The organism is Acidobacteriota bacterium, assembly GCA_030774055.1.
Taxonomy (GTDB): domain Bacteria; phylum Acidobacteriota; class Terriglobia; order Terriglobales; family Acidobacteriaceae; genus JACPNR01.
This window is the reverse complement of sequence record JALYLW010000136.1, coordinates 1-5,736: the sequence shown is the minus strand read 5'-3', so window position 1 is coordinate 5,736 and position 5,736 is coordinate 1. Positions and strand designations below refer to the sequence as shown.

Annotated in this window: 5 protein-coding genes; 2 read left to right on the top strand and 3 right to left on the bottom strand. The window is 64.6% G+C overall.

The genetic code is table 11. The features are described from left to right. Nucleotides 1-367: 367 nt before the first annotated feature. Entirely contained in the window at nt 368-1,159 is a 792-nt protein-coding gene (locus M3P27_11270; protein MDP9268887.1) for a hypothetical protein, read from the top strand. 110 nt (nt 1,160-1,269) lie between these two features. Here the strand turns inward: M3P27_11270 and M3P27_11265 are convergent, their stop codons facing one another. The 3 genes from M3P27_11265 to M3P27_11255 form a co-directional block, all read right to left on the bottom strand. Then, nucleotides 1,270-1,833, bottom strand: a complete 564-nt coding sequence (locus M3P27_11265) for a hypothetical protein (protein ID MDP9268886.1) — start codon at nt 1,831-1,833, stop codon at nt 1,270-1,272. A 187-nt stretch (nt 1,834-2,020) separates the two neighbouring features. Then, nucleotides 2,021-3,778, bottom strand: a complete 1,758-nt coding sequence (locus M3P27_11260) for a PHP domain-containing protein (protein ID MDP9268885.1) — start codon at nt 3,776-3,778, stop codon at nt 2,021-2,023. Nucleotides 3,779-3,951: 173 nt separating this feature from the next. Beyond that, a complete protein-coding gene (locus tag M3P27_11255) occupies nt 3,952-4,593 on the bottom strand; it encodes an NUDIX hydrolase (protein ID MDP9268884.1) in 642 nt (213 codons plus the stop codon). A 171-nt stretch (nt 4,594-4,764) separates the two neighbouring features. Between M3P27_11255 and M3P27_11250 the strand changes: the two genes are divergently transcribed. Continuing rightward, on the top strand, nt 4,765-5,622 hold the full coding sequence (locus M3P27_11250) for a DUF2520 domain-containing protein (protein MDP9268883.1): 858 nt from the start codon (nt 4,765-4,767) through the stop codon (nt 5,620-5,622). The last annotated feature ends 114 nt before the right edge of the window (nt 5,623-5,736 follow it).

The window sequence follows — 5,736 nt, the reverse complement described above, 5'->3', positions numbered from 1 at the left end:
CTTGTGCGCGGCAGCGGCGCGGGTGGGATTCAAGCGGGTGTTCGTCACCGGCCTGGAAGTGCCGTGGACGGCAATCGCGGAGAACGCGCGCCAGTACGCCGATTTCCACATGCTGGGACGGGAAGAGCGGACGTCGCCGCGGCCTAGCGCGACGCATTAGGATCTGCTGATCCCCCCACACGAGCAACACCGGCTCGTGCCGGGCACCCGCGCTGCGCCCTCTCGCTTTGCTCGGCCAGCGACGGCTGCGCCACCGCGCTGCATCGAGCCATCCACCCTTCATCCGCCGGCGCCGCTGATTGACAGGGGCAAAGTCCCTGCACAACAATGAGCCTGCGCGTCATCCAAACAGATTGAGGGGAGAATCATGTCCGACGAACCGGTCGAGATGAACGACGGAAGTCCGCTGAAATACGTGCTGATCGCGATCGCGGGGATGTATGTGATCGCGTCGCTGGTTTTCGGCTACAGCCTGAACGACCGTCTGAACACGCTGCAGAAAAGCCAGACGGAGATGGAAAAGAGGCTAGACGCGACCGACGCCAAGCTGAAGGCGTCTACCGAGACGCTGGCGGCGAAGGTAGGGATGACGCAGAAAGAGCTGGCCGCGCGGACCGCGACGCTGCAGCGCGCGCAGCGCGCCAGCGAGTCGCGGCTGACGGAGCAGCAGAAGCAGCAGATCGGCGAGGTGAACACGCAGGTGGCGGGCGTGAAGACCGACGTGGGCGCGGTGAAGACCGACGTGGCCTCGACGCGCAGCGATCTCGAAGCCACCAAGATGAAGCTGGATCACGCCGTCGGCGACCTGGGACAGCAGAGCGGATTGATCGCGCGCACGCGCGAAGAGCTGGACTGGCTGAAGCATCGCGGCGACAAGAATTATTACGAGTTCACGCTGCAGAAGGGCGCGAGGCCGACGCCGGTCTCGACCATCAGCCTGCAACTGAAAAAGGCGGATCCAAAGAAGAGCAAGTTCACCATGAACGTGGTGGCCGACGACAAGACGATCGAGAAGAAGGACCGCACACTGTACGAACCGCTCCAGTTCATCAGCGGGCGCGAGCGCCAGCTCTATGAAGTGGTGATCACGGCGGTGAACAAGAACTCGATCACCGGATATCTGGCGACGCCGAAGTCGGCGCCGTTCCCGGCGCAGTGAACTCTGGTTTGCTTTATGACGAAGGCGCCGCGAGGCGCCTTTTGTTTTGCCCGGAAGATCGAATGTTCGCGCGCTGGGATCCTTCGGCCTCGCTCAGAGTGACAAAAGAATCACTTGGTGATGAGGACGGGGTTCTGGTCGTAGAGGTTGATCTTGATGGAGAGCGATTTGCGCGCGTCGAACTGCGCCTTCGGGATGGCGAAACTGAAGATGACGCGGCCGGAGTGGTCGGTATCCGCGGGGATCCTGGCGTCCGGCTTGAGCGGATCGATGGCGTTGGTGCGGATGGCGGGCAGTCCGTTGTAGTAGCGCTCGAAGTCGACGTAGGAAGCGGCCTCGTCGGTGAGCGGCTCGGACTTGTCGGGGAGCTGCAGCGCGCAGGTCACCGACTTGATGTGGATGGTCTGATCGGTGGCGTTGTGCACCTTCACGTTGACGGCGACGAGCGTGCTCTGTCCCGCGGAAGTCTCGACCGCCTGCACGTCGGTGATCTCGCCATTGAGCACGGGCGTTTGCCGGTTGGCGAAGGCGACGATGCCGACGACGATGGCAACGGCGGCGACGGCGATGAGGATGGGTACGATGGGCGGAAGCGTCCACTTGGCCGAGTCCATCTCTTCGGTGATGGGAGTGTGGCCAGCGTCGGGCGGTTTGGGAGTCACGGGGTCAGGCATGTGTCCTCGCTGAATCCTGAGATGCTGGAAGCGATAAAGAAGTCTACGCCCGGAAGACGGGGGCCGAGAACCCGCCACCGACACGGGGGGAGTAAGAGAACCCAAGATGATTCGCGCCCGACACCCCGGCTGGAGAAAGCGCCGGGCCCCTCGGTCACTCAGCGTGACCCATCATGAAGATGGAGCGTCAGAGCGCGCGCTTCATCGCTTTGGCGAATCGGTCGGGTGGGAGCGTGTTGAGCACGTCGGCCTTGGTGAGCCAGGCACGGCGGAGCTGGAGCAGTCCGTAGCGGATCTTTTCATAATGCGCGGTGTGGTGCGCGTCGGTGTTGACGACGATCTTCACGCCCAGCTCCTTCGCGCGCTTGAGGTGCGTGTCGCAGAGGTCGAGGCGGTCAGGATAGGCGTTGTGCTCCATCGCGATCTTGTCTTTGGCGGCGGCGCGCAGCACGGCGTCGAGGTCGAAGGCGTAGGCGTCGCGGCGGAGCAAGAGGCGTCCGGTGGGATGGCCGAGGATGGAAACGTGCGGGTTGGAGAGCGCGCGCAGCAGGCGGTCGGTCATCTTGGCGGCGTCCTGATTGAAGTGTGAGTGGACGCTGGCGATGACGAGGTCCATGGCGGCGAGTGTGTCGACGGCGAGATCGAGGCCGCCATCTTCGAGGATGTCCACCTCGATGCCGGCGAACACGGTGATGCCCTCGATCTCCTCGCCGGTCTTGCGGATCTTCGCGATGTGCGCGAGCGCGCGTTTGTCGTCGAGCCCGTTGGCGAAGGCGAGGTTCTTGGAGTGGTCGGTGATGGCGCAGTACTTGTAGCCGCGGGCGCGAGCGGCCTCGGCCATCTCGCGGATGGAGTTTTTGCCGTCGGTCTCGACGGTGTGCGCGTGAACGTCACCGTGGATGTCGCGCTGCTCGATGAGCTTCGGTAAGGCGTGCGCGGCGGCGGCTTCGATCTCGCCGCAGTTCTCGCGCAATTCTGGCGGGATGAGGTCGAGTCCGAGTTTCGCATAGACCTCCTCCTCGGTCGTCCCGCCGACGCGCTTCTCGCCCTTCACGGTGAAGAGTCCGTATTCGTTCAGCGTGAGGCCTTGCTTGAGCGCGCGCTGACGCAGCGTGACGTTGTGGTTCTTCGAGCCGGTGAAGTATTGCAGCGCGGCGCCGAAGGAATCGGGCGGCAGCAGGCGAACGTCTACCTGCATCCCGCTGCGCAGCTTGAAGCTGACCTTGTTGTCGCCCTGCGCGAGGACCTCGAGCAATCCTGGCGCGCGGAGGATGTGCTCGATCACGGCCTGACGCTTGGCGAGGTTGCCATTCGTCTTGGCGGGCGTCTTCTTATTTTGCGGTGCGTTATTTTTCGGCGCCGGCGCTTCGGCGAAGATCTTTCCGGTGACGAGCAAGTCGAGGTCGCCGACGGTCTCCCTACCGCGGCGCAGCGAGCCGGCGGTGGTGACCTTCTCCACGCCGGGCGCGGCGGCGATGTGCGCGATGAGTTTTTCGGCGGTACGGTCGGCGTCGTCGAGCAGGAAGCGTCCGGAGATGCGGCGGTAGTTCTCGATCGACTTCAGGATCTTCTGCTCCGACTTTTCCGAGAGGCGGGGCAGCGCGCGCAGTTTGCCCGCGGTGGCGAGCTGGGCGACGCCGTCTAGGTCGCAGACCTGGAAGGCGTCCCATATCAGGGCGATGGTCTTGGGGCCGAGACCAGAGATCTTCAGCAACTCGAGCATCGCCGGACGGTAATGGTTGAGCAGCTCGGTGTGGAGCGCGAGTCTACCTTCCGCGAAAAGCTGGGTGAGGTTCGCGGCCATGCCCTTGCCGATGCCGGGAATCTCGAGCAGGCGCTTGGGCTCAGCCACGAGCTCGGCGATCTGCGTGGGGAGGGACTCGATGGCCTCAGCAGCGCGGCGGTAGGAGCGGATACGGAAAGGGTCGTCGCCGCGGACCTCCATGAGGTCGGCGGTCTCGTAGAAGATGCCGGCGATGGTCTTGTTGTCGAAGGTGGGCACGAAAGGGGATTGTAAATCGTGGGTGCGCGTGGCGGGACGCCGGTCGCGGTGCGCGTGGCGGGCGGGTCGCCCGCCTCCAAAGGCCTACCGAGGATGAAGGCCGATGGAAGGTGGGTTCAAACCTTGGCGGGTGAACGGCGCTGCGAGAGCGAACCGTGTGATCGTATCGTCAGCATCGTCAGGGATGACCGTCCTTCATTTTTTTGGGCGGCGTAGGCGAGAACGGCGGAGATGGTTTTGCCGTCGCGCAGTCTGCCGACGGCAGCCGCCTTGACCAGCCCGGCAAGCGAGAAGAAGCGCGTGTGGATGGATTCGTCGGCTTCGGGACGCGCGCGTCCGCGGGTGAGATCCTGGGCGAGGTAGACGAGCATGGTCTCATCGAGAAAGCCGGGACTGGCGTAGTAGAAGAGCAGACGGCGCCAGCGGCGCGCGGTGTATCCCGTCTCTTCCAGCAGCTCGCGCTTGGCGGCGGTCAGGGGACGCTCGCCGCGGTCGATGCGGCCGGCGGGGAGTTCCCAGAGGTATTGTCCGGCGGCATAACGGTACTGGCGCTCGAGCAGGACGCGATGATCGGCGTCGTTCTTGTCTTTGACGTTCCTACCTTTGGCCACGGCGAGGATCACGACCGAGCCGGGGTGATGGATGACGTCGCGACGAGCGGTGATGCCGTTGGGCTCGCGGACGCGCTCGCTGGTGACGGAGAAGACTGGTCCGCGAAAGACGATGCGGCGGGAGAGGACGCGGGCGCGCTTGGGCATGCGGGACACTATAGCCAGACAAACGGAAATGACAACCGCAGAGGACGCGGAGGACGCAAAGCCTTTTTCATTATCACGTGCGAGCAGTGTCGGTGCGATAGGGATGGTTCGGACTCGGTCGCCGCGGCGACCTCGCTCATCATGACAACGGTTCTGGTATCCTCGCGCGCAGTGAAGAAGCGGAACAAGCCGAGCGTCGCGATCATTGGGGCGGGGAACCTGGCGCGGGCACTGGCGCCCGCGCTAGCGGACGCGGGCTATCGCGTGCTTGAGATCGTTGGCCGCGAGAGCAAGCAGTCGCGCGCGCGGGCGCGCGCGATCGCAAACAGCGCGCGGGCGCGCGCCGTTGGGTTCGCCGACGCGAAGCTGGATGCGGATGTGGTCTGGCTTTGTGTCAGCGACTCGGCGATTGCGGAGGTTGCGCGGGCGATCGCCAGAAAGAATGCGTGGCGTGGGAAGGTCGTGCTGCATTCCAGTGGCGCGCTCGCGAGCGATGAGCTGCGGGCTTTGCGTTTGCGCGGGGCGAGCGTGGGTTCGGTGCATCCCATGATGACGTTCGTCGGGTCGGCGCGGGTAAAGCTGCGCGGGCTCACGTTTGCGGTCGAGGGCGACGCGCCGGCGGTCGGCGTCGCGCGGCGCATCGTCGCCGACATGGACGGGGAGGTGTTTGCGATCGCCAAGGCGAGCAAGCCGCTCTATCACGCGCTGGGATCGTTCTCGTCTCCGCTATTGGTGATGCTGTTGGCGCAGGCGGAGCAGGTGGGACGGGCGGCCGGGCTGTCGGCGGCGCGGGCGCGCAAGGTGATGCGCGCGATCCTGCAGCAAACGTTGGCGAATTATCTGCGGGACGGGGCGCGGGCGGCGTTCAGCGGGCCGCTCCAGCGCGGGGACGTGGTCACGGTGAAGCGTCACTTGAAGGAATTGCGGAAAGTGCCAGGAGCATTGGAGGTTTATCGAGCGCTGGCCCGGGGCGCGATGGCGCAGTTGCCGGTGGGGAACAGGATGGAGATGAAGCGGTTGCTCGGGTAGTTTTGTTTTTTGGCGCTTCGGCGGAATAGCGCCGCCTGCGCGCCTGCCTTCGGCAGAGTGGACGCTCGCTACGCTCGCATTGTTTTGTTTGATTACTAGCGCGTAGTGAAGAGG